At 63.6% G+C, this 25,699-nt stretch carries 22 protein-coding genes; 18 read left to right on the forward strand and 4 right to left on the reverse strand.

Going from position 1 to position 25,699, the window contains the following annotated elements:
• Positions 1 to 79 precede the first annotated feature (79 nt).
• The 9 genes from N551_RS0122930 (at position 80) to N551_RS0122970 (ending at position 9,387) form a co-directional block, all read left to right on the forward strand.
• The gene (locus N551_RS0122930) at positions 80 to 928 is read left to right on the forward strand and encodes a VOC family protein (protein WP_027568867.1); all 849 of its coding nucleotides are present in this window, start codon (positions 80 to 82) and stop codon (positions 926 to 928) included.
• A gap of 220 nt (positions 929 to 1,148) precedes the next feature.
• Positions 1,149 to 1,808, forward strand: coding sequence for a TetR/AcrR family transcriptional regulator (locus tag N551_RS0122935; RefSeq protein ID WP_027568868.1), 660 nt, complete (start codon positions 1,149 to 1,151; stop codon positions 1,806 to 1,808).
• A 239-nt stretch (positions 1,809 to 2,047) separates the two neighbouring features.
• Entirely contained in the window at positions 2,048 to 2,857 is an 810-nt protein-coding gene (locus N551_RS0122940) for an ABC transporter permease (protein ID WP_027568869.1), read from the forward strand.
• A 63-nt stretch (positions 2,858 to 2,920) separates the two neighbouring features.
• A complete protein-coding gene (locus N551_RS0122945; protein ID WP_027568870.1) occupies positions 2,921 to 3,913 on the forward strand; it encodes an ABC transporter substrate-binding protein in 993 nt (330 codons plus the stop codon).
• Positions 3,914 to 3,927: 14 nt separating this feature from the next.
• A complete protein-coding gene (locus tag N551_RS0122950; protein ID WP_249802476.1) occupies positions 3,928 to 4,758 on the forward strand; it encodes an ABC transporter ATP-binding protein in 831 nt (276 codons plus the stop codon).
• Between the two features lie 4 nt (positions 4,759 to 4,762).
• Positions 4,763 to 6,145 carry a hypothetical protein gene (locus N551_RS0122955; protein ID WP_027568872.1) on the forward strand — a complete coding sequence of 461 codons (1,383 nt, stop codon included), beginning with the start codon at positions 4,763 to 4,765 and terminating at the stop codon, positions 6,143 to 6,145.
• Between the two features lie 11 nt (positions 6,146 to 6,156).
• Positions 6,157 to 7,308, forward strand: a complete 1,152-nt coding sequence (locus tag N551_RS0122960; RefSeq protein ID WP_027568873.1) for a Gfo/Idh/MocA family protein — start codon at positions 6,157 to 6,159, stop codon at positions 7,306 to 7,308.
• Between the two features lie 10 nt (positions 7,309 to 7,318).
• Positions 7,319 to 8,524: a dihydrodipicolinate synthase family protein gene (locus tag N551_RS0122965; protein ID WP_027568874.1), complete on the forward strand. Its 1,206-nt coding sequence runs from the start codon at positions 7,319 to 7,321 to the stop codon at positions 8,522 to 8,524.
• Positions 8,524 to 9,387 (forward strand): sugar phosphate isomerase/epimerase, encoded by an 864-nt coding sequence (locus N551_RS0122970; protein ID WP_027568875.1) that lies wholly within the window; start codon positions 8,524 to 8,526, stop codon positions 9,385 to 9,387. The genes N551_RS0122965 and N551_RS0122970 overlap by 1 nt, the downstream gene beginning before the upstream one ends.
• Positions 9,388 to 9,524: 137 nt before the next feature.
• On the opposite strand, the gene N551_RS0122975 is transcribed toward N551_RS0122970, so the two are convergent.
• Complete coding sequence (locus tag N551_RS0122975) at positions 9,525 to 10,745, reverse strand: cytochrome P450 (protein WP_027568876.1); 1,221 nt, start codon at positions 10,743 to 10,745, stop codon at positions 9,525 to 9,527.
• 107 nt (positions 10,746 to 10,852) lie between these two features.
• Here N551_RS0122975 and N551_RS0122980 point away from each other — a divergent pair, with 107 nt between their 5' ends.
• From N551_RS0122980 to N551_RS0123020, 9 genes are all read left to right on the forward strand, one after another.
• Positions 10,853 to 11,395: a phosphonopyruvate decarboxylase gene (locus N551_RS0122980; RefSeq protein ID WP_027568877.1), complete on the forward strand. Its 543-nt coding sequence runs from the start codon at positions 10,853 to 10,855 to the stop codon at positions 11,393 to 11,395.
• Positions 11,392 to 11,982 (forward strand): thiamine pyrophosphate-dependent enzyme, encoded by a 591-nt coding sequence (locus N551_RS0122985; RefSeq protein WP_027568878.1) that lies wholly within the window; start codon positions 11,392 to 11,394, stop codon positions 11,980 to 11,982. Before N551_RS0122980 ends, N551_RS0122985 begins: the two co-directional genes overlap by 4 nt.
• Positions 11,983 to 12,104: 122 nt before the next feature.
• Positions 12,105 to 12,806 (forward strand): TetR/AcrR family transcriptional regulator, encoded by a 702-nt coding sequence (locus N551_RS0122990; protein WP_051462890.1) that lies wholly within the window; start codon positions 12,105 to 12,107, stop codon positions 12,804 to 12,806.
• Position 12,807: 1 nt separating this feature from the next.
• Positions 12,808 to 14,001 (forward strand): efflux RND transporter periplasmic adaptor subunit, encoded by a 1,194-nt coding sequence (locus N551_RS0122995; RefSeq protein ID WP_027568880.1) that lies wholly within the window; start codon positions 12,808 to 12,810, stop codon positions 13,999 to 14,001.
• 76 nt (positions 14,002 to 14,077) lie between these two features.
• Positions 14,078 to 17,173 (forward strand): MexW/MexI family multidrug efflux RND transporter permease subunit, encoded by a 3,096-nt coding sequence (locus tag N551_RS0123000; protein ID WP_027568881.1) that lies wholly within the window; start codon positions 14,078 to 14,080, stop codon positions 17,171 to 17,173.
• 140 nt (positions 17,174 to 17,313) lie between these two features.
• A complete protein-coding gene (locus tag N551_RS0123005) occupies positions 17,314 to 19,911 on the forward strand; it encodes a cache domain-containing protein (RefSeq protein WP_027568882.1) in 2,598 nt (865 codons plus the stop codon).
• Positions 19,908 to 20,297 (forward strand): response regulator, encoded by a 390-nt coding sequence (locus N551_RS0123010; RefSeq protein WP_027568883.1) that lies wholly within the window; start codon positions 19,908 to 19,910, stop codon positions 20,295 to 20,297. The genes N551_RS0123005 and N551_RS0123010 overlap by 4 nt, the downstream gene beginning before the upstream one ends.
• Positions 20,294 to 21,544, forward strand: a complete 1,251-nt coding sequence (locus tag N551_RS0123015) for an adenylate/guanylate cyclase domain-containing protein (RefSeq protein WP_027568884.1) — start codon at positions 20,294 to 20,296, stop codon at positions 21,542 to 21,544. Before N551_RS0123010 ends, N551_RS0123015 begins: the two co-directional genes overlap by 4 nt.
• 9 nt (positions 21,545 to 21,553) lie before the next feature.
• Entirely contained in the window at positions 21,554 to 22,300 is a 747-nt protein-coding gene (locus N551_RS0123020) for a hypothetical protein (RefSeq protein ID WP_027568885.1), read from the forward strand.
• On the opposite strand, the gene N551_RS0123025 is transcribed toward N551_RS0123020, so the two are convergent.
• Genes N551_RS0123025 through N551_RS0123035 form a run of 3 tightly spaced genes read right to left on the reverse strand, consistent with a single transcriptional unit; the run spans position 22,297 to position 25,685 of the window.
• Complete coding sequence (locus N551_RS0123025; RefSeq protein WP_027568886.1) at positions 22,297 to 23,184, reverse strand: ABC transporter permease; 888 nt, start codon at positions 23,182 to 23,184, stop codon at positions 22,297 to 22,299. The genes N551_RS0123020 and N551_RS0123025 overlap by 4 nt on opposite strands.
• A gap of 4 nt (positions 23,185 to 23,188) precedes the next feature.
• The gene (locus N551_RS0123030; protein WP_027568887.1) at positions 23,189 to 24,130 is read right to left on the reverse strand and encodes an ABC transporter permease; all 942 of its coding nucleotides are present in this window, start codon (positions 24,128 to 24,130) and stop codon (positions 23,189 to 23,191) included.
• A 31-nt stretch (positions 24,131 to 24,161) separates the two neighbouring features.
• Positions 24,162 to 25,685, reverse strand: a complete 1,524-nt coding sequence (locus N551_RS0123035; protein WP_027568888.1) for an ABC transporter substrate-binding protein — start codon at positions 25,683 to 25,685, stop codon at positions 24,162 to 24,164.
• Positions 25,686 to 25,699 lie beyond the last annotated feature (14 nt).

Below are 25,699 nucleotides of genomic sequence, written 5' to 3' on the forward strand. Positions count from 1 at the left end.
GACCATCACCGGGTAATGCCAAGCCCGGACAAACGCCGTCTCTCGGTCCATGGTTCCGGGCCGGTCAACAGGGGGAAACATGATCACCGGCCTCGATCACGTCGTCGCACTGGTCAGGGATATCGGTACGGCCAGGGCGGCCTATCAGACGCTGCTCGGGCGCGCGCCGGCCTGGCAGAATTCGGGCGAGGGCGCCGACCGTGTGCTGTTCACTCTCGCGAACATGACGATTGAATTGATGGCGCCGAACGGCTTCAGCGTGACCGCCGATCGCATGCGCGCGCTGCTTGGCGACCAGGAAGGCGTGCTCGCCAGCCTGTGCTTTCGTGTCGCGGACATGAGCAAAACGCACCGGCGGCTGGAGCGGGTGGCACTCATGCCGGATCCGGTTGCCGAGGTCGAAAGCAGCGACGCGGAGAGCGGCGCGGTCCTGCACTGGAAGCGAACGCGCGCCGCCACGGAGCTCACGCGCGGCGTGCGCATGTTCTTCCTCGAACTGGCTGATGAGCGCCCGCTTTCGAAGACGACTGATATCGGGCCGATCGATGCGCTCGACCACGTCGTGATCACCACCGAGGATTCCGATCGCGCTGCCGCGCTCTATGGCGCGCGACTCGGGCTCGATCTGGCGCTCGACCGCTCGCATCAGGATTGGGGCCAGCTGATGTTTTTCCGCTGCGGCGATCTCGTCGTCGAGGTGGTGCGCCGCCCGGTTGCGGGCGGCGATTCCCTGCATGACCGCCTCTGGGGCCTGAGCTGGCGGGTGGCCGACATCGACGCCACGCGCGCCCGCCTGATTGCCGCCGGCCTCGACGTCAGCGACGTGCGCAACGGCCGCAAGCCGGGCACGCGGGTGATGACGGTGCGGACCGGCACCTGCGGCATCCAGACGGTCCTGCTGGAGCGCTCGCCGAAGCCGGTGGATTGAGGTTCAGTCCTCCCCTCGTCATTGCGAGGAGCTCTTGCGACGAAGCAATCCAGCTGTCTCCGTGGTGGCAGTCTGGATTGGGTCGCTACGCTCGCAATGACGAAACTATGCGGCGGGCCGAGCGCGTGTTACACGGCATCCTGATAGCACCCAGCGAGCACCCGGTTTGGCGAAAGCAGCGGCAAAGCGAACTCTGAAATGGCAGCGCGATCCCGAGGGGATGCGGCTGCGCATTCTCGAAGCCGCCAAGCAGGAATTCTCGGCGCACGGGCTTGCCGGTGCGCGCGTCGACCGCATCGCGGCCAACGCCGGCGCCAACAAGCGGATGCTGTATTATCACGTCGGCAACAAGGACGAGCTTTATCTCGCGGTGCTCGAAGGCGCCTACGACAAGATCCGCAGCGAGGAGCGCGGGCTCGATCTCGAACATCTCGACCCGCCCGAGGCGATCAGGCGCCTGATCGAGTTCACCTGGAATTACTTCCTGCGCAATCCCGAATTCCTGTCGCTGCTCCAGACCGAGAATCTCGCGCGCGCAAAGCATCTGAAGAAATCGACCAAGGTCAAGTCGATGCACTCGCCCTTCGTCGAGATGATCGGCACCGTGGTGCGGCGCGGTGTGTCCGGCGGCGACTTCAAGGTCGCGGTCGATCCTGTCCAGCTCTACATCTCGATCGCGGGACTGTGCTTCTTCTATCTGTCGAACTCGGCGACGCTCAGCGTGATCTTCGGTCGCGATTTGCTGGCCAAGGACGCCAAGGACGAGCGGCTGGACCACATGGTCGGCCTCGTGCTGGCGGCGCTGACGGGGCGCTCCGCAGCGTTGCTAGATGCTACGAAGGCGCCGAAGTCGCGCGCCGCGGTGGCGCAGACGGCGTAGTCCATCGTCGTCCCGGCGAAGGCCGGGACCCATACCGCGTTATCTATCGATAGTGCGCGGTGGCCGTCCCCGCCAACCAGCCTTCGCCAAATTTTGCCCTGTGGGTATGGGTCCCGGCCTTCGCCGGAACGGCACGACCTTTGCGGAACCCCGCCCAAAACGTCGCAGGAAAACCGCTGGACAGTATTTACCCAACGGGTTAATTTCTCGCCCAACGAACACGACTGCCGGAGTGAGACGTGGCTGAGCTGAAGCCGCAGAGTGCGGTGTCCAAGATGCTGAATGCGGCCTGGATCCGGCCGTTTTTGTTCCTGGTGTTCATCGTCGTGGCCTGGGATCTCGCGATCCGGCTGTTCAAGATTCCCGCCTACCAGATTCCGTCGCCGGGCGATGTCATTGCGGTGCTGCGCACCGATTGGCCGGAACTGCTGCGCCAGTCCTGGCCGACGACTTATGCAACCGTCTGCGGCTTCGCGCTCTCGGCGCTTTTTGGGATCCCCATCGCGATGCTGATCGCGGGCTCCAAGACAGTGGAGAGCTACGTCTATCCGCTGCTGGTGTTCTCGCAATCCGTGCCGAAGATCGCGATCGCTCCGCTGTTCGTGGTGTGGTTCGGCTTCGGCATCATTCCGAAAGTGATCTCGGCGTTCCTGCTTGGGTTTTTCCCGGTGGTGGTCTCCGCTGTGCAAGGCTTCAAATCCGTCGATCCGGATATGGTCGATCTCGCCCGCGCCATGCAGGGCAGCCGCTTCCGGGTGTTTTGCGCGGTGAACCTGCCGCATGCGCTGCCCGCGATCTTCTCCGGCCTCAAAGTGTCGGTGACGCTCGCCGTGGTCGGCGCCGTCGTCGGCGAGTTCGTCGGCTCCAATTCCGGCATCGGCTATGTGATGCAGCGCTCGATCGGCACCTTCGACCTGCCGACGATGTTTGCGGCCCTCGTGATCCTCGCGCTGCTCGGCGTCATCCTGTTCTGGATTGTGGACCGGATCGAGAAGCTGGTCATCCCCTGGCATGTCAGCCAGCGCGAGGACGTGATTTTCGCCTCTTAACAACAACCAAAGCAACGAACGGCCGCCAACGGCCGACGCAAACAACGACAAGGGAGTGTGACGATGAAGCGGTGGATAGGAGCTATCTCGGCGGCGCTGATGGTGTTTGCGGCCATGCCGGCGCAAGCGGCCGACAAGGTCGTGCTGATGCTCAACTGGTACGTCTATGGCGAGCACGCGCCGTTCTATTACGGCAAGGCCAAGGGCATTTATGCGGCCGAGGGCATCGACCTCGAAATTCAGGAAGGCCGTGGCTCGGCTGCGACCACCCAGGCGGTGGCCGCCAAGACCGCCGATTTCGGCTATGTCGACGTGCCCACCATGATGCGCGCGGCGATCAAGGGTGCGCCGGTGGTTGCGACCGGCGTGCTGCTCCAGACCAGCCCGATGTCCGCCATGGGTTTCGTCGACAAGAACATCAGGAAGCCCGAGGATATCAAGGGCAAGACGGTCGCGATCACGCCGGCCGATTCCATGACCCAGATCTGGCCGCTGTTCCTGAAGAAGACCGGCCTCAAGGAAAGCGACTTCCAGACGGTGGCGGGCGATGGCCAGACCAAGCTCAACGCGGTCATCAACGGCCAGGCTGACCTCTTGCTCGGCTACGTCATGGACCAGTCGATGAAGATCAAGGACGCCACCGGCAAGGACGTCTATCCGATCAAGTTCGCCGATTACGGCATCAACATGGTCTCCTCCGGCATCATTGCCAATACTGATTATGTGAAGGCCAATGCCGATCTCGTCCGCCGCTTCATGTCGGCCACGACCAAGGCGGTCGAGGCCGCTGAGAAGGAGCCGAAGGCGGCAGCGCAGTCGATCCTCGATGCCAACCCCAAGGGCGGCAAGATCGACACGCTGACGCAAGGTTTTGAGCTGACCATTCCGCTCTACCGGACGCCCGAGACCAAGAGCAAGCGGCCGTTCCAGGTCACCGACCAGAACATGACGGACTCGGTCAATCTGATGGTCGAATATGGCGGGCTCGACGCCAAGGCCAAGGAGAACCCGAAGGCGTTCTATACCAACGACTATCTGCCGAAGAGCGGTTCGTGAAACCCGCGACAACCATGAGCGAAACCCTGCAACCGGCCGCGCATCTGAGACTGGTGAGCGACCGGGCTGCCGGCGATGCGTCGGGCATCAAGCTATCAGGCGTGTCGAAGACCTACCGGACGCGCGACGGCGATGTGCCGTCGTTGCGGCCGCTCGACTTCCACATCAATGACGGCGAGTTCTTCGTCGTGGTCGGCCCATCCGGCTGCGGCAAGTCCACGCTGCTCAAGCTGATCTCGGGACTGCTGCCGCCGACCACGGGCGATATCCTGGTCGAGGGCGAGAAGGTGACGGCGCCGCACGGCAATGTCGGCATCGTGTTCCAGAACGCGCTGCTGCTGCCATGGCGCAACATCCTGTCCAACGTGATGCTGCCGATCGACATGAAGCGGCTGCCGCGGCAGACATATCTCGACCGCGCCAAGGCGCTGTTGAAGCTGGTTGGGCTCGAAGGTTTCGAGAAGAAGCTGCCGTGGCAGCTCTCCGGTGGCATGCAGCAGCGCGCCTCGATCTGCCGCGCGCTGGTGCATGATCCCAGGATCATGCTGATGGACGAGCCGTTCGGCGCCCTCGATGCGTTGACGCGCGAGCGCATGAATGTCGAGCTGATGCGGATCCAGCGCGAGACCAGGAAGACGGTCCTGCTGATCACGCACTCGATCCCCGAGGCCGTGTTCCTCGCCGATCGCGTGCTGGTCATGACCGAGCGGCCCGGCGCGGTCGCCGCCATCTACGACGTGCCGCTGCCGCGCCCGCGCTCGCTGGACGTGATGGCCGACCCTGTGTTCACCGAACTCGTACAGCGCATCCGCAAGCACTTTTTCTCGCAAGGTTCGCTGGACTAAAGCCATGGCGCCGCGTCTGAAGCTGCGAGATATCGCGTTCTTCGAACGTCCCGTGCAGTTCGCGCGGCCGTTCCGCTTTGGCGCGATCACCATCAATGCGACGCCGCAGCTGTTCGTGCGGGTCGAGATCGAGGTCGAGGGCAGGGGAAGTGCATTCGGTGCCAGCGCCGAGCTGCTGGTGCCGAAATGGTTCGACAAGCGGCCGGAACTGTCGCCGGCGCAGACCGTCGATGATTTGCGCCGCTCGCTGGAGATCGCGCGGGGGCTTTATCTTGCGCGAACCGGATTTCTCACGGCATTCGATCTGCATGCATCGTGCGTCGGTGCCCAGGTCGCGACCTGTGCGAAAAAGAACATTCCGGCGCTTGCCGCGGCCTACGGCCCTGCCGAAATCGACAAAGCGATCCTCGACGCGCTGCTCCGCGCTGCCGAGACCAATTTTTTCGACGGCATGGCCGGCAACATCGCCGGCATCGATGCGCGGCTTTCGCCCGACCTGAAGGACACGGATCTCAAGACGTTTCTATCCGGCCGGAAGCCGCTGGCGCGCGTTGCCATCAGGCATACCGTCGGTCTCGACGACACCGTTGAAGGCGAGGGCGGAGTTGCAGATCCCCACGAGAACTCCGGTGCAAGATACTTCAAGCTGAAGCTGTCGGGGGACCCCGTCGCCGATGCAGCGCGGCTGGCGCGCATTGGAAAGGAGCTCGATGCGCTGGACCGTGACTACAAGGTGACGCTCGATGCCAACGAGCAATATGCCGATCTCGCAGCCTTGCATGAACTCATCGGCCGGCTCGACCATGACACTGCGCTGCGATCGATTTCATCCAGGCTGCTCTATATCGAGCAGCCAATGCCGCGCGATGTTACGAGGCTGTCGCCGCTCGGCTCGCTCGCTGCGCGTGGCTTCATCATCGACGAAGCCGACGATTCCTACGACGCGTTTCCTGCGGCACGGGCGCTTGGCTATCACGGCATCTCGTCGAAATCGTGCAAAGGGCTTTACAAGTCCATCGTCAACGCGACGCGCGCGGCGAAATGGAGCGTGGCCGGCGAAAGATTCTTCGTGACCGGCGAGGACCTGACCTGCCAGGCGGGCCTCGCCGTGCAGCAGGACCTTGCGCTCGGTGCCTTCATCGGCATCACCCATGCCGAACGTAACGGCCACCATTACGTCGATGGCTTCGGTGATACGCCCGCCGCGGAGGCCCAGGCTTTCGCTGTCGCGCATCCCGATCTCTACGCGGATGCCGGGCAGGGCATCCGCCTCTCCATTCACAACGGCGATCTCCTCACGGGATCGCTCAATGCAACGGGCTTTGCGACGTCGGTTCATCCGGACTGGTCGGCGCTACGCCCGCTCGAACAGCCAAAATCACTCTAGGAGCAATCGGCATGACCACCCAACGTCTCGGCCTCATCATGAACGGCGTCACGGGCCGCATGGGGCTCAATCAGCATCTGATCCGTTCGATCGTCGCGATCCGCGAGCAGGGCGGTGTCCGCTTGAAGAACGGCGACCGCGTGATGCCGGACCCGATCCTGGTCGGCCGCAGCGCCGAGAAGGTCGAGGCCCTTGCCAAGCGCTACAACGTCACGCGTTGGACCACCGATCTCGATGCCGCCCTTGCCGACAAGAACGACACCATGTTCTTCGATGCCGCGACCACACAGGCACGGCCGGGCCTTCTGACCCAGGCCATCAATGCCGGCAAGCACGTTTATTGCGAGAAGCCGATCGCGACGAGCTTCGAGGCGGCGCTCGAGGTCGTCAACCTCGCCAATTCCAAGGGCGTCAAGCACGGCACGGTGCAGGACAAGCTGTTCCTGCCCGGCCTGAAGAAGATTGCCTTCCTGCGCGACTCCGGCTTCTTCGGCCGCATCCTCTCGGTGCGCGGCGAGTTCGGCTATTGGGTGTTCGAAGGTGGCTGGCAGGAGGCGCAGCGGCCGTCATGGAATTATCGCGACGAGGACGGCGGCGGCATCATCCTCGACATGGTTTGCCACTGGCGCTACGTGCTCGACAATCTCTTCGGCGAGGTCGAGAGCGTGAGCTGCATTGGCAACACCGACATCCCGGAGCGTTTCGACGAGCAGGGCAAGAAGTACAAGGCGACCGCCGACGACTCCGCCTATGCCACGTTCCAGCTCAAGGGCGGCGCCATCGCCCACATCAACATGTCCTGGGTGACGCGCGTCTATCGCGACGATCTCGTCACCTTCCAGGTTGACGGCACGCTCGGCTCGGCTGTCGCCGGCCTTTCCGACTGCATGATCCAGGCGCGGCAGGCGACGCCCCGGCCGGTGTGGAATCCCGACGAGAAGCGGCTGCACGATTTCTACGGCGACTGGCAGAAACTGCCTGACAACGTCACCTACGATAACGGCTTTAAGGAGCAGTGGGAGATGTTCATCCGCCACGTCTATGAAGATGCGCCCTACAAGTTCACGCTGCTCGAAGGCGTCAAGGGCGTGCAGCTCGCCGAATGCGCGCTGAAGAGCTGGAAGGAGCGGCGCTGGATCGATGTCGCGCCGATCAAGGTCTGAGGAGGGAATAATGAACAAGCCCGTCCAGCCCAAGCCCGTCCCTTCAACGTCGTCCCTGTCGCTCAAGCTGCCAAAAGCCGATCGCTCGATCGAGACCTACCGGCTCGCGGCCTCGCGGACGTTTCCCGCAAAGCTCGAGGGCCCGCTGAACCGCATCGCGTTCTCGGCCGTCCATACCGTGGTCGATCCCTTCGCCGACAACGACCCGTGGCTCTCCGCCGCCGTCGACTGGGACAAGACCATCGCCTTTCGCGAGCACGTCTGGGACCTCGGGCTCGGCGTTGCGGAAGCCATGGACACCGCGCAGCGCGGCATGGGGCTGGATTGGCCGACCTCGCTGGAGCTGATCACGCGCTCGGTATCTGCCGCGAAGCGACGCAACGCGCTGGTGTTTTCCGGAGCGGGCACGGACCATCTCCCGGTCGAGGACGCCAAAAATCTCGACGACGTGATCCGCGCCTATGAGGAGCAGGTATCGGCGGTCGAGAAGGTCGGCGGCCGCATCATCTTGATGGCGTCGCGCGCGCTGGCGAAGCTTGGCCGTAACGCCGACGATTACGCAAAGGTCTATGACCGCGTGCTGTCGCAGGTTCGCGAGCCCGTGATCATCCACTGGCTCGGCGACATGTTCGATCCGGCGCTGACGGGATATTGGGGCACCAGCGATCTCGACAAGGCGATGGATATTGCGGTCGCCATCATCAACGGCAATGCTGCCAAGGTCGACGGCGTCAAGGTTTCGCTGCTCGACAAGCAGCGCGAGATCGACATGCGCCGTCGTCTCGACAAGCGCATCAAGATGTACACCGGCGACGACTTCAATTATGCGGAGCTGATCGCCGGCGACGAACAGGGCTTTTCGCACGCGCTGCTCGGCATTTTTGACGCGATCGCGCCGGCGGCGTCCTACGCGTTGTCGCGGTTGGCAGCGGGTGACGAAGCGGGCTTCCACGACGTGCTGGGACCCACCGTGCCGCTGTCGCGTCACATCTTCAAGGCGCCGACGCGCTTCTACAAGACCGGCGTGGTGTTCATGGCATACCTCAATGGTCACCAGGACCACTTCACCATGGTCGGCGGGCAGGAGAGCACGCGCTCGACGCTGCATCTGGCCGAGCTGTTCCGGTTGGCCGACAAGGCCGGGCTGCTCGCCGATCCGGAGCTGGCGACGCGGCGGATGAAGGCGGTGCTCTCAACGCACGGAATCGAATCCTGATGCGTGATTTCTCGTCTAATCATCGCTGGCTATCGCTCAACACGGCGACAATCCGCAAGCAGGGCGACCTCGTCGAGATCATCGACGCCTGTGCCAGGCACGGCATCCGCGCCATCGATCCCTGGCGCGATCAGGTCGCCGCCGTCGGTCTCGACCGCGCCGCGCGCGCGGTGCGCGATGCCGGTCTCGACCTGTCGGGCTATTGCCGTGGCGGTATGTTCACCTCTGACGCATCGCGGCGGGTCGAGGTGCGCGACGATAACCGGCGCTGCGTCGATGAAGCCAAGGCGCTTGGCGCGCCCTGCGTCGTGCTCGTCGTCGGCGGCCTGCCGCAATATTCGCGGCCTGGCAGCGAGGCGTCGAAGGACATTGCCGGCGCGCGGACGCAGGTCGAGGAGGCGCTCGCCGAAATGCTCGACTACGCCAAACAGGCCAAGCTGCCGCTGGCGATCGAGCCGCTGCATCCGGCCTATGCGGCGGACCGCGCCTGCGTCAACACGACGAAACAGGCGCTCGACATCTGCGACGGACTCGACCCTGATCGCAGCGGCATGCTCGGCGTCGCGCTCGACGTCTATCACATCTGGTGGGATCCGGAACTGATGGGGCAGATCGCGCGCGCGGGCCGAGATCGCCTGCTTGCCTTCCATGTCTGCGACTGGCTGGTGCCGACCAGGGACATTCTCAACGACCGCGGCATGATGGGCGACGGCGTGATCGACATCAAATCGGTGCGCGAAGCGGTCGAAGCGCAGGGCTTTGCCGGCTATTCGGAGATCGAAATCTTCTCCAACGAGTGGTGGAGTAAACCGATGGACGAGGTGCTGCAAACCTGCATCTCGCGGCACAAGACGGTGGTTTAGGCCTTCCGGAATTTGTTGCGCGCGGCGGCGCCGATGGCCTGAGATGTCAATTGGTTGCGCGGGATCACCGGCACATCGCGCGCCGGTAACCTTCTACTGTGCATGGGGTTGTTTTCGCGTTTTTTTGTTTTGAGGCCTCAACCGATCGCGCAGGGCACGCTCAAAAAGCCGCGGAACCGCACCCGTCCGCCCCTGACCGGCAGTCCGCTCACGGCATAGTTCGGGAAGCGCGCCAGGAAGCGTGAGACCGCGATGGCGCCTTCCAGCCGCGCCAGCGCCATGCCGGCGCATTGATGCGCACCGGTGGCGAAGGCGAGATGCCGGTTCGGCGTGCGCGCGATGTCGAAGCTCTCGGGTTCCGGAAACTGCGCCGGATCGCGGTTGGCCGCGCCGATGCACAGCGTGATCGACGTGCCGGCATCCAGCATGACGCCGCCGAGCTCGACCCGCTCCGTGGTCATGCGGTTGCCGAGCTGGTTCGAACTCTCGTAGCGCAGCATCTCTTCGACCGCAGTCTTGATCAGCTCGGGATTGTCGATCAGCCGCTGCTTCTGATCCGGGTTCCGGTCTAGCGCCACGAGGCCGTTGCCGATCAGGTTGGTGGTGGTCTCGTGGCCGGCATTGAGCAGGAAGATGCAATTGTGCAGCAGCTCCTTCTCTGTCAGCCGCTCGCCGTTGTCCTCGCCCTGGATCAGGCGCGTCAGCACGTCGCGTTCGGGGTTGCCAGGCTTCGCTCGTCGGCGTGCGACCAGCGTTTCGAGATAGGCGAGAAAATCCGCCACGGCCTTGTTGCCACGGGCAGCGACCTCAGGCGACACGACCGGTTCGAGGGCGCCCAGGATCGCCAGCGACCACTCGCGCAGCGGCGCGCGCTCGTCATGGGGCACGTCGAGCAGATTGCCGATCACCTCGATGGGGATCGATGCGGCGAAGTCCTCGATCAGCTCGCAGCTGCCCTTGACGGCGATGGCGTCGAGCAGGCCGTCGACCAGCTTGATGATGTCAGGCTCCATCCCCGCGATCGCGCGCGGCGACAGCGCGCCCATGATCAGGCGCCGCACGCGCGTATGCGCCGGCGGATCGTTGAAGACGAGGCTCGTGGTGTGGTGCTCGTAGAGCAGGGTGTCGCCGTATTTCGGCGCGAACTCGCGCTTCTTGTCCGAGCTGAACGACTTTATGTTCTTGTAGGTCGTGACGAGATCGTCATAGCGGGTCAGGAACACGGTGCCGTTGCGCAGGCGCTTGACCGGCTCGTTCTCCCGCAGTGCACGATAGGTCGGGTAGGGATCGTCGTAGAATTCCGGCGTCAGCTTCTCCAGATCGAAACTGGCTGCCAGTTCATTCGCACTTGCGTTCATGCCGCCATACTCGCCGGTTGAGTCCGATATGCTGTATTCGCTCTTTTGAGCGGCTCGGTTCACCGTCTACAGTCGAGCCGCGATTTGCAAGCCGACCGGACAGGAAAATGCACGCCCGCTCTGACGCTGCCGACACGGCTCCTTCATGGCCAGACGATATCTTCGCGGCCCTGCAACGCTTCGACGTCCGGCAGGTGCCCTACGTGCCCGACGCCGGCCATTCGAGGCTGATCCAGCGCGTGCTGGCCTCGTCCACCATGCGCGGCATTCCGCTGACGACGGAGGAGGAGGGCGTGGCGCTGCTCGCCGGCGCCTGGACGGGTGGCCAGCGCGGCGTGCTGTTGATGCAGTCGAGCGGGGTCGGCAATTGCATCAACATGCTGTCGCTGATCCCGATCCTGCGCTTTCCCTTCCTCACGCTGGTGACCATGCGTGGCGAGTGGGGCGAGTTCAATCCGTGGCAGGTGCCGATGGGATCGACCACGCAGGGCGTGTTCGAGCTCTCGGGTGTCAAGGTGCTGCGGGCGTCTAACGCAGCCGAGGTGCCGACCGTGCTCGAGGCGGCGGCCGCGCAGGCCTACAACGCGCTCACGCCCACCGCCGTCCTGCTGTCGCAGCGCCTGATCGGCGCCAAGGTTTTCACCAAATGAGCAAGGCCAATCTCCTCGACCGCCGTCAGGTGGTGTCCACGCTTCTCGCGAACCGCAGGGACGTGGTTGCGATCGGCGGCCTCGGCGCCTCCACCAACGACATGTGCGCGGCCGGCGATCATGCCCGGAATTTCTACCTCTGGGGCGGCATGGGCGGGGCGGCGATGATCGGGTTGGGCCTCGCTCTGGCGCAGCCAAAATTGCCGGTGCTGGTCATCACCGGCGACGGCGAGATGCTGATGGGCATGGGCAGCCTTGCCACCATCGGCCTCCAGAAGCCGTCCAACCTCTCGATCGCGGTGCTCGACAATGAGGCCTATGGCGAGACCGGGGGCCAGGCCAGCCACACGGCCGCGGCGGCCGACCTCGTCGGCGTCGCCAGGGCCTGCGGCATCGGGGATAGCCGGTCCGTGACGACCATGGCCGAGGTCGAGGCCTTCGCCAGAGCCGTCCACGACGTCGCCGCCGGGCCGCGCTTTGCCAATGTGAAGATCGACAGTGCCAATCTGGAGCGGATTTTGCCGAGCCGGGACGGGACTTACATTCTCAACCAGATTCGCGGCGACCTCGGCTTTCAGCCGATCTAGGCGCTCCCGTCCTGCACGGGGACCGTGTGGGCGAGGTCAATTTCCACTGAAATTACAACGCACTCAGGTTGCGATGCAGCATAGTGCTTGACTTTTGCGTGGGTGAGTGCTTACTCACTAGCATGAGCTCATTGCGTATGACGAGCGACCTGAGGCGTCAATTGATCCTCGGCGCAGCAAAGCGTTGCTTTGCCCGACACGGCTATACCGGCACCACGACCAAGAGCGTGGCGGCCGCCGCTGCCATTTCCGAAGCGTTGCTGTTCAAGCATTTCCCGTCCAAGGCCGCGCTGTACGCCGAAATCCTCAGCGACGAATGCGAGGCTGACCCGGCGCTCATGGAGCTGCTCGAACGTGAGCCGTCGACCGCCACGTTGGTCGAGCTGATCCGGGGTATGGTGGGGCATTTCATGCACATCGCCGACGGGCCCGACCAGGAAGAGGCCCAGCGCCTGCGACTGATGACCACGAGTCATCTGGATGATGGCGAATTTGCCCGTTTGCTATATGCCAAGATCGAGACGCTGATCGGGGCGGCCTTCGTTGTCTCGCTCGAGCGTGCGGTTGCCGCGAGGGACGCGCGGCCATACAACGGCGAACCGCTCAACCTGTTCTGGTTTGCGCATCACACCGTGATGACCGCTGCGCTGACCAGGCTGCCGGCCACGCCGTGTCTCGCTTATGGCAAGGCGAACGACCTCGAGCGGCAGCTCTGTGAGTTTCTCCTGAGGGGTATCGGACTTAACGACGCCGCAATTGCTTCGCATTTGGGCCGCGATCAGGCCGCGTGTGCGGACAAGACGGCGATTGCAGAGAGTGCATGACATGAACATCGTCACCGAACACAAGATTTCGGGCGAACCGATCGACAACAAGGCTCCCAAGCGTCCGGTCCGGCCGGTGCTCTGGTTCATCATCGTCGGCGCGCTTCTGGCCGTGCTCGTCGGTGGCCTCGTCTGGTTCAATTATTTCCGCGGCCAGATGATCAAGCAGTTCTTCGCCAACAACAAGCCGCCGCCGGTCGCAGTCAGCGCCGCCGAGGCGAAGTCCGAGGTGGTGCCGAACCTGCTGACGGCCGTCGGTGGGCTGTCTGCCGTGCACCAGGTCGACGTCAGCGCCGACGTCAACGGCCGCGTCACCGAGATCAAGTTCGAGCCGGGCACGCATGTCGAGGCCGGCACGCCGCTGGTGCAGATGTTCGACGCGCCGGAGCAGGGCGACCTCGCCAATTACAAGGCGCAGTCCACCGTCGCGCAGCTGTCGCTGGACCGCGCCAAGCAACTGGCGTCGCGCCAGTTCGGCCCGCAGGCAACCGTCGATACCGCGCAGGCCGCGTACGATCAGGCGCTGGCGGGTATCGCCAAGACCGAAGCGTTGATCTCGCAGAAGCTGGTCCGCGCGCCGTTCGCCGGCGATCTCGGCGTTCGCAAGGTCGAGGTCGGCCAGTATCTGACCGCCGGCACGGCCATCGTTTCGCTGACGGATCTGTCGGAGCTGTGGGCCAACTTCACGGTGACGGAAAAGGACTCGGGCAATCTCAAGGTCGGTCAGCCGGTCCGGTTGAAGGTCGACGCCTATCCGGGCCGCACCTTCGATGCCAAGATCACCACGATCGAGCCGCAGATCTCGGCCGACACCCGCAACATCCGCGTGCAGGCGACCATCTCCAATCCGGAGAAGATCCTGAAGCCCGGTATGTTCGTGACCACCACGGTGGTGCTGCCGGACAAGCCGGCCGTGGTCACCGTGCCGGAGACGGCGGTCGACTACACGCTGTACGGCGACTCGGTGTTCGTGATCACCGAGAAGAAGGAAGCCGACGGCAAGACCAGCCTGAGCGCGGTGCGTACTTTCGTGCAGACCGGCAACCGGGTCGAAGGCCGCGTCGAAATCGTCAAGGGCGTGAAGCCGGGCGACAAGGTCGTCGCCGTCGGCCAACTCAAGCTGCAATCGGGCGCGGCGGTGTCGATTTCGACCGACCCGGCTCCGCAGCTCCCGGCGCAGCCGCCGCGCTACTGACATCGTACACGTTGCAGCATGATCCGGCACGGCCGGGTCATGCGCTTTGCAAGTCAAAGAAATCGAGATCGCCGCGATGCGCTTTACTGATATCTTCATCAAACGCCCGGTCCTGTCGGTCGTCGTCAGCCTGCTGATCCTGCTGATCGGCCTGCGCGCGGCGACGACGCTGCCGATCCGGCAATATCCGAAGCTGTCGAACACGGTCATCAACATCACGACCGTTTATCCGGGCGCGTCCGCGGACCTGATCCAGGGCTTCATCACCACGCCGATCGAGCAGGCGGTCGCTTCCGCCGAAGGCGTCGACTACATCACCTCGTCCTCGGTGCTCGGCACCTCGACGATCCAGGTCTACACCAAGCTGAATTTCGATCCGAACCAGGCGCTGACCGAGGTTCTGGCCAAGACGAACTCGGTCAAATACCTGATCCCGAAGGAATCCAACGACCCGATCGTCACCAAGACCACGGGCCAGACCACGGCCGTGATGTATCTCGGATTTTCGTCCGAAGAGCTGTCAGGCTCGGCGATCTCGGACTACCTGACGCGCGTTGTGCAACCGGTGCTGTCGACCGTCGACGGCGTCGCCTCCGCCGACATTCTCGGCGGCCAGACCTTTGCGATGCGGCTGTGGCTTGATCCGCTGAAGATGGCCGGCCGCAACGTGTCGCCTGCGGATGTCGCGACCGCGATCACCGCCAACAACTTCCAGTCTGCGGCGGGGCAGACCAAGGGCTATCTCATCGTCTCGAACGTATCGACGAATACGGGCCTGACCGACGTCAACCAGTTCAAGAAGATGATCGTCAAGGCCAAGGACGGCGGCTTCGTGCGGATGGAGGACATCGCCACCGTCGAACTTGCGGCCCAAAGCACGGACGCGAGCGTCGCCTTCAACGGCGAGCACGCAATCTTCATCGGTGTGCAGGCAACGCCGCAGGGCAACCCGCTGACGCTGGTCAAGGGCGTGCGGGCGCTGTTCCCCGAGCTTGAGCGCAATCTACCACCGTCGATGAAGATGAAGGTCGCCTACGATTCGACCAAGTTCATCCAATCCTCGATCGACGAGGTCGAGAAGACACTGGGTGAAGCCGTGATCATCGTGATCGTGGTGATCTTCCTGTTCCTGGCGTCGTTCCGTTCGGTGATCATTCCCGTCGTCACCATCCCGCTGTCGATGATAGGCGTCTGCACGCTGATGCTGGCGCTGGGCTTCAGCTTCAACCTGTTGACCCTGCTCGCGATGGTGCTCGCGATCGGCCTCGTGGTCGACGACGCCATCGTCGTGGTGGAAAACATCCATCGTCATCTGGAGGAAGGGAAGACGCCGGTCCAGGCTTCACTGGAAGGCGCGCGCGAAATCGTGGGTCCCGTCGTCTCGATGACCATCACGCTCGCGGCCGTGTACGCGCCGATAGGTTTCCTCGGCGGCCTGACCGGCTCGCTGTTCCGCGAATTCGCCTTCACGCTTGCGGGCTCGGTGATCGTGTCCGGCGTGATCGCGCTGACGTTGTCGCCGATGATGTGCTCGGTGCTGCTGAAGAACACCGAAGAGGGGCGTTTCGCCAAGCTCGTCAACAAGGTGTTTGGCGCGCTGACGCGGTGGTACGGGCGCAGGCTCGACCGCTCGCTCGACTACAAGGCCATCACCGGCCTGTTTGCGGTAACAATCCTCGGGCTCGTCGGCTTCCTCTACATGCACACGTCGAAGGAGCTGGCGCCTGAGGAGGACCAGGGCATCGTGTTCGCGGTGACCAAGGCGCCGAAATACGCCAACATCGACTACGTCGACTTTTACGGCGAGAAGCTTGACAAGGAATTCCAGAAATTCCCCGAGACCGATCTGCGCTTCGTGCTGAACGGCATCAACGGCCCGCAGGGCGGTATCGCCGGCATGCTGCTCAAGCCTTGGGAAGAGCGCAAGCGCTCGTCGATCCAGCTGAAGTCGCTGGTGCAGGCCGAGCTTTCCAAGATCGAGGGCGTGCAGGCGTTCGCGTTCAACCTGCCGCCGCTGCCGGGCGGCCCGGGCGGCCTCCCGGTGCAGATGGTGATCAACTCCACCGCCAGTTTCCAGACTGTCTATGAGCAGATGGAGAAGCTGAAGGCTGCCGCCCGCAAGAGCGGAATGTTCATCGTCTCCGATAGCGACCTTGCTTACAACCAGCCGAACGTGAAGGTGACGATCAACCGCACCAAGGCGCAGGATCTCGGCATCAGCATGCAGAACCTCGGCAGCACGCTCGCGGTGCTGCTCGGCGGCAACTACATCAACCGCTTCAACCTCGAGGGCCGTTCCTACCAGGTCATCCCGCAGGTGCCGCGCCGCCAGCGGCTCTCGCCTGAATCGCTCGCCGGCTACTACGTGACGACCAACACCGGCCAGCAGCTTCCGCTCTCGACGGTGGTGTCGATCGAGACCAAGACCGAGCCGAATTCGCTGACCCATTACAATCAGCTCAATTCGGCGACCTTCTCGGCAGTGCCGATGCCCGGCGTGACCGTTGGTGCGGCGGTCGACTTCCTCGAGAGCGAGGCCAAAAACCTGCCGCAAGGCTTCAGCCATGATTACCTCGCGGACAGCAGGCAATATGTGCAGGAAGGCAACCAGCTCGCGATCACCTTCGGCTTCGCGCTGATCATCATCTTCCTGGTGCTGGCGGCGCAGTTCGAGAGCTTGCGCGATCCGCTGGTCATCATGATCTCGGTGCCGATGGCGATCGTTGGCGCGCTGATCCCGCTGTTCTTCGGCGTGGCGACCATGAACATCTACACCCAGGTCGGCCTGCTGACCTTGGTGGGCCTGATCACCAAGCACGGCATCCTGATGGTGGAGTTCGCCAACGAGCTCCAGATCAACGAACGGCTCGATCGCCGCTCCGCCATCGAAATGTCGGCCCGTATTCGTCTGCGGCCGATCCTGATGACCACGGCCGCGATGGTGACGGGCCTGATCCCGCTGCTGACCGCGACCGGCGCTGGCGCGGCCAGCCGCTTCTCGATCGGTCTGGTGGTCGTCGCCGGAATGTCGATCGGCACGCTGTTCACGCTGTTCGTGCTGCCGGCGGTCTATGTGGTGCTGGCGACCGACCATCGCGCGGCGGCCGATTCCGAGCGGAACAAGCAGGTCAACGACCTCGACCTCAACGCCAAGGCGCTGCGGCCGACCTGAGGCCACGGATAAAGCGAACACGAGGGCGGCAGCGGCCAATCCGCTGCCGCCCTTTTCTATTTGCCTCGGGGGCTGGCTGCCATCAGGCTTTCCTGCGCTCGCGAGAGACAAGGTCCGGTCTTCTTGCTAGGTTCGGCGGGATGAGCCTTTCCCTCCATCCCGACACCCCGCAAGCACGAACGCTGCCGAGCGCAACGCCGGATGGCGTCGCGTCCGGTACGACGCCGGGGCAGGGGATCAGGACGCGGCTGTTCACCAAATATGTCGCGTTGTTCGTGGCCGTCGTCGCGATCGCGCTGCTGGCCAACGGCCTGTTCGAGGTCCTCTTCTATTATCGCGAGCACAAAGCCGCGCTGATCCGGGTTCAGCATGAACAGGCCGAGGCGGCCGCGGCCAAGATCGGTCAGTTCGTCAAGGAGATCGAGAGCCAGCTCGGCTGGACCACGCAGCTGCCCTGGTCGGCCGGCTCGATCGAGCAGCGCCGGTTCGATGCGCTGCGGCTGCTGCGTCAGGTGCCCGCGATCACCGAACTCGCCCAGGTCGATGCGACCGGCAAGGAACGGCTGCGGGTCTCGCGGCTTGCCATGGACGCGATCGACAGCGGGATCGACCTGTCGGCGGATCCGAAGTTTACCGAGGCGGTCGCTCACAAGATCTTTTACGGTCCGGTCTATTTCCGCAGGGAGTCCGAGCCGTACATGACCCTGGCGCAGGCCGGGGCGCGCAAGGATGCCGGCGTCGGCATCGCAGAGGTCAATCTCAAGCTGATCTGGGACGTCGTGTCCCAGATCAAGGTCGGCGAGCACGGACATGCCTACGTGGTCGGTCCGGAGGGACGCCTGATTGCGCACCCCGATATCAGCCTGGTCCTGCGCAACACCGACATGTCCAGGCTCGCGCAGGTGAAGGCCGCGCAAGCCGGCGGCGGCACCATGCCGGACGCGCTACAGGAGGCGACCAACATCCAGGGGCAGAAGGTTCTGACGGCGTCCGCCCCGATTCCACCGCTCGGCTGGACCATGTTCGTGGAATTGCCGGTAGAGGAAGCCTACGCCTCCCTCTACGCCTCGCTGCAGCGGCTCGCGATCGTGCTGCTTGCCGCGTCGATCTTCGCGGTGCTTGCGGGGGTTTTCCTGGCGCGCCGCATGGTCGGTCCGATCCAGGCGTTGCGCAGCGGCGCCGAGCGGATCGGCGGCGGCGATTTCTCGCAACGCATCTCGATCAGAACCGGTGACGAGCTCGAGGGTCTCGCGGACCAGTTCAACCAGATGGGCGAGCGCCTGCAGGAATCCTATGCGGACCTTGAGAAAAAGATCGAGGTGAGAACGGCTGAGTTGACCGAGTCGCTCGAGCAACAGACGGCTACGTCGGAAGTGTTGCAGGTCATCAGTTCGTCTCCTGGCGAACTCACGCCAGTGTTCCACAAGATGCTCGAGAATGCCACACGCGTCTGTGGTGCGAGTTTCGGCGTAATGAATCTGTGGGATGGTGAGAGTTTCACGATTGCTGCGGACTACAATGTGCCACCTGCGTTCGCGGCCTCGCGAAAAGATATCGCGATCCGTCCTCATCCGGACAGCGCGCTTGCTGCGGTTGTCAGGACACGTCAAGTTGTCCACGTTCACGATGTGCAGCAAACTCCGGCCTATCTCGCCGGAGGTCCGACCATTCGTGGAATCTCCGACGTCGCCGGCGCCCGGACGATCGTCATCGTGCCCATGATGAGGGAAAGCGAGCTGATCGGAACCGTTGCGGTTTATCGCAAGGAGGTCCGGCCTTTCACCGACAAGCAAATCGCGTTGGTTGAGAACTTCACGAAACAAGCCGTCATCGCGATCGAGAACACGCGACTTCTGAACGAGTTGCGCAAGCGTACGACGGAGCTGTCGCAATCCCTCGACGATCTTCGCAGCGCGCAGGACCGCCTGGTCCAGACCGAGAAGTTGGCGTCGCTCGGCCAGCTCACGGCGGGGATCGCGCACGAGATCAAGAACCCGCTCAATTTCGTCAACAATTTCTCGGCGGTGTCGACCGAACTGATCGACGAGCTCAACGAGGCCCTGCAAGCGGCCCCGCTCGACGGCAAGACTAAGGAGGAGGTCGAAGAGCTGACCGGGATGCTCAGGAGCAACCTCGAAAAGGTGGTGCAGCACGGCAAGCGCGCCGACTCCATCGTCAGGAACATGCTCTTGCATTCGCGCGAAGGCTCGGGCGAGCACCGTCCGGCCAACATCAATGCCATCGTCGAGGAAAGCCTCAACCTCGCCTATCATGGCACGCGCGCCGAGAAGCCCGGCTTCAACGTCACGATCGAGCGCGGCTTCGACCCCGCCGCAGGCATGGTCGATATCTATCCGCAGGAGATTACGCGAGTCTTCCTCAATCTGATCTCGAACGGCTTCTACGCCACGGCCAAGCGCAAGGAGAGCGCGGCAGATGCCTTCGAGCCCACCCTGCGCGCGGCCACAAAAACTCTCGGCGACAGGGTCGAAATCCGCATTCACGACAACGGCACCGGCATCCCGTCCGAGGTGAAGGAGAAGATGTTCAATCCCTTCTTCACCACCAAGCCGGCCGGCGAGGGCACCGGGCTCGGCCTTTCCATGAGCCATGACATCGTGGTGAAACAGCACGGCGGCACGATCGACGTGAACACCGCACCCGGCGTATTCACCGAATTCATCATCACCCTGCCGCGCATGATGGCGGCGGGCGGCACTTCCGGAGGCAAGTCTTGAACGTTTACATCCTGGTCGTCGATGACGAGCCCGACGTCGAGGCGCTGTTCCGGCAGCAGTTTCGGCGCGATTTGCGCGCCGGCCGCTTCCAGATGGAATTCGCGTCGTCGGCACCCGATGCGCTGAAACTGGCCGCCGAGGTTCGCGATCCCTCGTTGATCCTGATTTTGTCCGACATCAACATGCCCGGCATGAGCGGGCTCGATATGCTGCCGAAGGTGCGTCTTGCGCATCCGGACGTTCCCGTCATCATGATCACCGCCTACGGAGACGCCGAGACGCGCCGGAAGGCGATCGAGCGCGGCGCAGTCGGACTTCTCACCAAGCCGATCGATTTCGCGCTGCTGCGGCAGGAAATCGACACGAGCCTCGGGCAAGCTGCATGACCGCGACCATCCTTTTCGTCGACGACGAGCCGGATCTCGAGGCGTTGGTCCTGCAAAAATTCCGCAGGCAGATTCGCGACGGGTCGGTTACGATCATGTTCGCGCGCGACGGCCTCGAAGCGCTGCAGTCGCTAGAGCAGAATCCCCATGTCGACATGGTGGTCTCCGACATCAACATGCCCAGGATGGACGGGCTGTCGCTGCTGGCGAAGCTTCAGGAAGCCGAAGACAAGAAATCCACCATCATCGTATCGGCCTATGGCGACATGAGCAATATCCGCACTGCGATGAACCGCGGTGCGTTCGACTTCCTGACCAAACCGATCGACTTCGCCGACCTGGAGATGACCATCCAGAAGACCATTCGCCACATCGAAATGCTGCGTGAGGTGCGAGGCCGCCAGGCGGAAGCAGAGCGCGCCCACGCCGCGCTCTCGCGTCATTTCTCGCCCGAACTCGCCAAGCGTCTGGCGGCCAGCGGTGAGAGCGAGGGAATCGAAGTGCAGTGGCGCGATGTCGCGACCATCTTCACGGATATTACCGGCTTCACCTCGCTGGTCGAGAGTGCCCCGCCGGAGACGCTGGGCGCGCTTCTCAACGAGTATGTCAGCGGCATGACCGAGATCGTCTTCGCGCACGAGGGGACTGTCGCCAAGATCATCGGCGATGCGATCCAGGTGCTCTTCAACGCACCCGGCGATCAGCCCGATTACGCGACGCGCGCGGTCGCCTGCGCACACGATCTCGACGCCTGGGCGGAGGATTTTTCCGCGCGCTGGAAGGTGAGAGGCGTGAATTTCGGCACCACCCGAGTCGGCATTCACGCCGGGCCGGCGTTGGTCGGAAATTTCGGCGGCAATCGGTTTTTCGACTACACCGCGTATGGCGACTCCATCAACATTGCGGCGCGGCTGGAAGCCGCAAACAAACATCTGGGCACGCGGATTTGCGTCAGTGCCGGCATCGCCGAGGCGGCTGAGAATTTTCGGGGGCGTCCCGTCGGGGAACTGATGCTGCGCGGACGCAGCGAACCGTTGCGCGCGTTCGAGCCACTGACGCCGGCCCAATTCGCTGCGCCGGAAACGGCGCTGTACTCCGAGGCGTTTGCCAAGATGGAGGCTGGTGATGCCGCCGCGATGCCGGCCTTCGCCGCGCTGGTCGGCATGCATGCCGGCGATTCCCTGGCCGGCTTTCACCTGAAGCGCCTGCTTAACGGCGACAAGGGCATTCGCATGCAACTGGAATAGGAGTCCGACATGATTAGTGAATTCTCCGCCGGCAATTACCGTTTCATTCCGTCAGTATTCCAATATTCGGCCGGTGCGGCCGCGGACGATGGCTATGAGATCGAGCGCGTCCGCTTCGACCGGCTGGTGCCGCTTGCGGAAGGGTTTGCGCTTGCCGCGAAGTATATTCGGGGGGCGGGGCGGTCGCTGACGGCGTTCTGCGCCTGCGAACTGCGCTCGCCCGCGGCCTTCAGCGAGGAAGGCTTTCGCGCGTTCAACCTGCACTATGTAAAGACGCTGTCCGAATGGGGCATCTTCGACGGCAGCACCAATCCGGTGGCGCGCAGCAATGTCTGTCCCGAGATCGATCCGCCGGCCGAGCCGTCGTTCTATGCGTTCTCCTTCACGCGGCCGACCAGCTCGAAGACGCCGAGCTTTGTGATTGCCGGCGGCGCCGAGGCGCGCGAGGGCGGTGGGACCTATGTCGAGCGCACCGTGCGCTACCGCGACCTCAGCCCGGAGGGCCTTCGCGAGAAGGTGCGCTTCACGACGACGTCCCAGATGGAGAACAGGATGACGGCCTTCGGCTTCGGCTGGAAGGACACGACCGGCGTGCAGGCCTATTCCGTACACGATTTCCACCACGCGCTGGTCGACGAACTCGTCCGCCGCGGGGCGTTGCGGTCCGGCCTGACTTGGCACTATGCCCGGCCGCCGGTGGTCGATCTCGAATACGAGATGGATTGCCGCCGCGTGATGCGCGAGACAGTGATCTAGCGCTGGCGCGGATCGAGCGCGTCGCGCAGGCCGTCGCCGAGCAGGTTCAGCGACAGCACCACGAGGAAGATCGCTAGCCCCGGCCAGATCGCCATCCAGGGCGCCTGGGTCAGGAAGCGCTGCGCTGCGTTGAGCATGCTGCCCCAGGATGGCGACGGCGGCTGCTGGCCGAGACCCAGGAAGGACAGCGCGGCTTCGGCGATGATGGCGGCCGCAATCGACAGCGTCGCCTGCACCAGCAGCGCCGGCAGGATGTTCGGCAGGATGTGCGAGAACGCGATCCGCCACGGCGGATTGCCGAGCGCGCGCGCCGCCTCGACATAATCCTCGGCCTTGACGTTCAACACCTGGCCACGGGTCAGGCGGATGAAGATCGGGGTTGCCGAGATGCCGATCGCGATCATGGCGTTACCGAGGCTCGGGCCGAGGAATGCGGCGAGCGCGATCGCCAGGATCAGGAACGGGCAGGCCAGCATCGCGTCGGTCATCCGGCTGATCAGCGCATCGACGAAGCCGCCGCGATAGCCGGCAAGCAGGCCGAGCGGGATGCCGACGCCCAGCGCGATCGCGACCGAGATGAGGCCCGCGAGCAGCGACGCGCGGGCGCCGTAGACGACGCGGCTCAGGATGTCGCGACCGAGCTCGTCGGTGCCGAACCAGTGCGCCGCAGTGGGCGGCTTGCGGACCAGGCTCCAGCTCGTCGCGATGGGATCGTAGGGCACGACGAACGGCGCGAGCAGCGCGATCCCAACGAACAACGTGATCATCACAAGTCCGAACACTGCGGCCTTGCGTTTAAACAAGCGCCGCCGGGCGCGACGCGCCGGGCTGTCCAGCTCGTTGGCCTGCGCGATGGGAGCGGCGGGCAGGGCGGCATCGGTCATGAGTCTAGCCCCGCAGCCGCGGATTGACGAGGATGTAGGCGACATCGGCAACCAGGTTCAGCGCGATGTAGACCGTCGCCGTCACCAGCACGACGCCCTGTACGACGGCGTAGTCGCGGTTGAACACGGCATCCACGATCAGTTTGCCGAAGCCGGGAATGGAGAAGATCTGCTCGGTCAGAACCGCCCCCGACAACAGCGTGCCGAGCTCGAGCGCGCCGAGCGTGATGATCGGCGTGAGTGCGTTGCGCATGGCGTGCTTGAGGATGACCGAGCGCTCGGACAATCCCTTGGCGCGCGCGGTGCGGACGTAGTCGCTTTCCAGCACCTGGAGCATGGCGCTCCGGGTGTGCCGCATCAGGACTGCGGAAATAGCGTTGCCGAGCACGAAGGCCGGCATGATGGTGGCGGCGAGGCTCGCACGCCAGTTCTCGGTCAGCGGCACGTAGCCAGACGCCGGCAGCCAGCCGAGTTCGATGGAGAACAGGAAGATGAGCATGATGCCGAGCCAGAAATTCGGCGTCGAGATGCCCCACAGCGCGAACAAATTGGCGCAATAGTCCCAGACGGTGCCTTTCTTCACGGCGGAGACAATGCCGGCGGGAATTCCGATCAGGAGAGCGATCAACATCGCCATCGAGCCGAGCTGGAGCGTCACCGGCAGCTTCTGCGCGATCAGCTCGCGCACCGGCATCTTGTTGCGTAGCGACTCTCCGAAATTGCCGATCAGGACTCCCTTGAGCCAGTAGACGTACTGCACGGGAATCGGCTGATCGAGCCGGTATTGCTGGCGAATCTGCTCGATCACGGCGGGATCGCGCTCCTCGCCTGCCATCACCAGCGCCGGATCACCCGGCAACAATTGCTGGAGCGAGAAGATCAGTACCGACACGAAGAACAGTGTCGGCAAGATCTGCACAATGCGGCGGGCGAGGAAGTTCAGCATAGTCGCACGCCTGTTCCGGACGATGTCGCCGTCACTTAAACTTAAGCCCGACCACGCGCACGAGGCCATCTGGCATCTGCTTATAGCCCTGGAGCTTGGTCGTATGCGCGATCAGGAGCGTGCGGTGATAGATGTAGATGATCGGCAGGTCGTCGAGCAGGATCTTGTTCAGCTTGGCGTAGATCGCCTTGCGCTCCTCGACGTTGGACGTCGCCCTTCCTTCTTCCAGCAGCTTATCGGCCTCCGGATTCGAATAGACGCCATCGTTCTGCGGTGCCTTGCTGCGCATGAAGATGTAGGAGTTGCCGTCTGGGTCGATGCGGCCGCTCCAGTTGATCTGAAAGATCTGGAACTCGCCGGCCTGGGCCTGCTTGAAGGTGGTCGCGAATTCGACCGCGCGGATCTTGATGTCGAAGCCCGCTTCCGCGGCCATCGACTGGATCACCTGGGCAACCGCTTCGTTCTCCGCGCCTTTGGGAATCATGTAATCGACGGTCACCGGCGAAGTGATTCCGGCTTCCTTCAGAAGCGCCTTGGCCTTCGCGATGTCGCGGCCACGAACCGGAAATGCCTTCTGGTAGTAGGGATGGGTAGGGCTGACCCATTGATTGCCCGGGGTGAATTCGCCGTTGAACACGACCTGGTTGAGAGCCTCGCGATCCATCGACAGATCGAGCGCCTGCCGGACTTTCGCCGATTGGCTCAGCGGCCCCTTGCTCTTGTCGTTGCCGATATTGACCGTGAGGCCGAGATAGCCGAGCTCCGGTGCCGTCGACAGCACGAGCCGCGAATCGGCGCGGACGTCCTTGATGTCGGTGGCGAGCACGCGCTCGATCAGATCGAGCCCGCCGGACTTCAGGTTGGCAAGGCGCACCGTGGCATCGACGATTGGCAGGAATACCACCCGGTCGATATGGATGTTGTCCTTGTTCCAGTAGTCGGCGAATCTCTCGAACACCATGCGGTCCTGCTGCACGCGCTCGACGAACTTGTAGGGACCGGCGCAGACCGGATGCAGGCCGAACTTGTCGCCGGCTTCCTTGGCGGCCTTCGGCGACACCATCATGCCGGAGCGGTCGGTCAGCTGGGCGATCAACGGGGAGTAAGGCGTCTTGAGCACCAGCTTGATGGTCAGGGGATCGACGACCTCGACATGGTCGACGCTGGCGAGCTCGGACTTCCGGAACGAGGTCGGCAACGTCATGTGACGCTCGATCGAGAACTTTGCTGCTTCCGCGTCGAGCGGCTCGCCGTCGTGGAATTTCACGTTGGGCCGGAGCTTGATCGTCATCTCCTTGCCGTCGGCCGAGGTCTCATGCGACAGCGCGAGCTGCGGCACGATGTTGAGCTTCTCGTCGATGTCGAACAGCTTGTCGCAGAAGGCGGAGAACACGATGCGGCCGACATAGGTGCGGCCGATGCTGGGATCGAGGATGTCAGGATCCTCGGCGATGCCGATGCGAAGCGTGGTCTGGGCTTGGGCCTGGGTTTGGGCCGCGCTCACGAGCGACGTCAGCAATGCCGACGCCAGGAGTGCCAAACGCATAGGACTCATCGCTCTCAACCTCT

The organism is Bradyrhizobium sp. URHA0013, assembly GCF_000518345.1.
GTDB lineage: Bacteria > Pseudomonadota > Alphaproteobacteria > Rhizobiales > Xanthobacteraceae > Bradyrhizobium.

What these genes read in the sequence shown, in the direction of transcription:
- N551_RS0122950 (WP_249802476.1), top strand. Translation starts at nt 3,928, where the DNA reads ATGAGCGAAACCCTGCAACCGGCCGCGCATCTGAGACTGGTGAGCGAC.
- N551_RS0122960 (WP_027568873.1), top strand. Translation starts at nt 6,157, where the DNA reads ATGACCACCCAACGTCTCGGCCTCATCATGAACGGCGTCACGGGCCGC.
- N551_RS0123025 (WP_027568886.1), bottom strand. Translation starts at nt 23,184, where the DNA reads ATGACCGATGCCGCCCTGCCCGCCGCTCCCATCGCGCAGGCCAACGAG.
- N551_RS0122930 (WP_027568867.1), top strand. Translation starts at nt 80, where the DNA reads ATGATCACCGGCCTCGATCACGTCGTCGCACTGGTCAGGGATATCGGT.
- N551_RS0122990 (WP_051462890.1), top strand. Translation starts at nt 12,105, where the DNA reads ATGAGCTCATTGCGTATGACGAGCGACCTGAGGCGTCAATTGATCCTC.
- N551_RS0123000 (WP_027568881.1), top strand. Translation starts at nt 14,078, where the DNA reads ATGCGCTTTACTGATATCTTCATCAAACGCCCGGTCCTGTCGGTCGTC.
- N551_RS0122975 (WP_027568876.1), bottom strand. Translation starts at nt 10,745, where the DNA reads ATGAACGCAAGTGCGAATGAACTGGCAGCCAGTTTCGATCTGGAGAAG.
- N551_RS0123020 (WP_027568885.1), top strand. Translation starts at nt 21,554, where the DNA reads ATGATTAGTGAATTCTCCGCCGGCAATTACCGTTTCATTCCGTCAGTA.
- N551_RS0122965 (WP_027568874.1), top strand. Translation starts at nt 7,319, where the DNA reads ATGAACAAGCCCGTCCAGCCCAAGCCCGTCCCTTCAACGTCGTCCCTG.
- N551_RS0122985 (WP_027568878.1), top strand. Translation starts at nt 11,392, where the DNA reads ATGAGCAAGGCCAATCTCCTCGACCGCCGTCAGGTGGTGTCCACGCTT.
- N551_RS0122955 (WP_027568872.1), top strand. Translation starts at nt 4,763, where the DNA reads ATGGCGCCGCGTCTGAAGCTGCGAGATATCGCGTTCTTCGAACGTCCC.
- N551_RS0122970 (WP_027568875.1), top strand. Translation starts at nt 8,524, where the DNA reads ATGCGTGATTTCTCGTCTAATCATCGCTGGCTATCGCTCAACACGGCG.
- N551_RS0122945 (WP_027568870.1), top strand. Translation starts at nt 2,921, where the DNA reads ATGAAGCGGTGGATAGGAGCTATCTCGGCGGCGCTGATGGTGTTTGCG.
- N551_RS0123035 (WP_027568888.1), bottom strand. Translation starts at nt 25,685, where the DNA reads ATGAGTCCTATGCGTTTGGCACTCCTGGCGTCGGCATTGCTGACGTCG.
- N551_RS0122935 (WP_027568868.1), top strand. Translation starts at nt 1,149, where the DNA reads ATGCGGCTGCGCATTCTCGAAGCCGCCAAGCAGGAATTCTCGGCGCAC.
- N551_RS0123005 (WP_027568882.1), top strand. Translation starts at nt 17,314, where the DNA reads ATGAGCCTTTCCCTCCATCCCGACACCCCGCAAGCACGAACGCTGCCG.
- N551_RS0123030 (WP_027568887.1), bottom strand. Translation starts at nt 24,130, where the DNA reads ATGCTGAACTTCCTCGCCCGCCGCATTGTGCAGATCTTGCCGACACTG.
- N551_RS0122995 (WP_027568880.1), top strand. Translation starts at nt 12,808, where the DNA reads ATGAACATCGTCACCGAACACAAGATTTCGGGCGAACCGATCGACAAC.
- N551_RS0123015 (WP_027568884.1), top strand. Translation starts at nt 20,294, where the DNA reads ATGACCGCGACCATCCTTTTCGTCGACGACGAGCCGGATCTCGAGGCG.
- N551_RS0122980 (WP_027568877.1), top strand. Translation starts at nt 10,853, where the DNA reads ATGCACGCCCGCTCTGACGCTGCCGACACGGCTCCTTCATGGCCAGAC.